1 protein-coding gene is annotated in these 1183 nt (G+C 40.7%); it reads left to right on the forward strand.

Going from position 1 to position 1183, the window contains the following annotated elements:
- Positions 1–43: 43 nt before the first annotated feature.
- On the forward strand, positions 44–1183 hold a 1140-nt coding region (locus tag KIV40_RS28600; protein WP_375164902.1), incomplete at its 3' end, for a DUF6701 domain-containing protein.

A 1183-nucleotide genomic window follows, 5' to 3' on the forward strand; every position in this document is an offset into this window, starting at 1 on the left:
GGAGACGAGCTGTATTGTACCTGCTGATGATTACGAAATTGAGATGTCGCCAGCAACTGATTTAGCTTTGATGTGCGGTGATGATTCTCCACAGTTTACAATTAACACATCAAATAATGGCGTTGCTGAAAGCCTAAGTGTCACAGTTGCCATTACTCCTCATCCTAACTACTTTAATGTTTCCGTAATTACCGGGTCGGGGAGTTATCCAAACTATTCATCAAATATAGATGGTGAGTTGACCCTAAAAATCACGGCGAAAGACACCGCAAATATTGACTTCGACGATTCGTATAAACTTACTGCGACTTTAGTTGATGATGTTAATCAGAGTGTGGAAAGTCAATTTAAGTTTGTGCCATTTAGATTTTCTTTATTTGACGGTGATTCAGTGACTAATCGTTTAGACGTTATAGCGGGACAGGCGACATCTGCCGATACAAGAGTGTTAGCGTGTGATTCTAACGATAAAGTTACAGTGGCTAAAAATTACAACGTAGAGTCAGAAGATGTTGTTGTCGTTTCGTATGAATTGAATTCCCCTAGCAAGGGTATCAAAGGTCAATTGACGTATGCCCCTACGTATACAAACGGTGTTTCAGACTCGCCTTTAACTATTACAGAATCTGGTATTTTCGACCTTCAATTGTCAGATACTTTTGATTGCGATGGCTTTGAAGGATGCCCGGATAGTGGCACTTATGACCTAAAAGGCTTCTTCTCTGTTTATTCAAGACCTTGGAAAATAGCTATCTGCGATATCAAACAGAAGAACACACCGACAAACCTAAACCCTTCAACGACGACTCAGTCACAAGGTTTTATGGCTTCTGGAGAAACTTTTTCTGTCACGTATAAGCCTGTTCAATTTGGCGTATCCATCGGCGCAGATGCGTGTGTTTTGCCAATAACCTTGAACTACGCAACTGATGATGGGAGTTTAGTTGTATCTCGGGATCTTGTTTACCCTAATGCCGAACAAGCTAGCTTAGGTAATTTAGCCGGTGAAGAAACGACTAACTTTTCTGGGGCTCAGAACGGAATAAAAACTCTGGAGTATAACTGGGATGAGGTTGGTTCAATTAACTTTGTAACCAGTTCTGATGAACACCCTATTACGTATCTAGGCCAAAACTTGGATAGCCATACAGTGCTTATTGGCCGTTTTTATCCTAAATATTTT

The organism is Vibrio sp. D173a, from assembly GCF_030248475.1.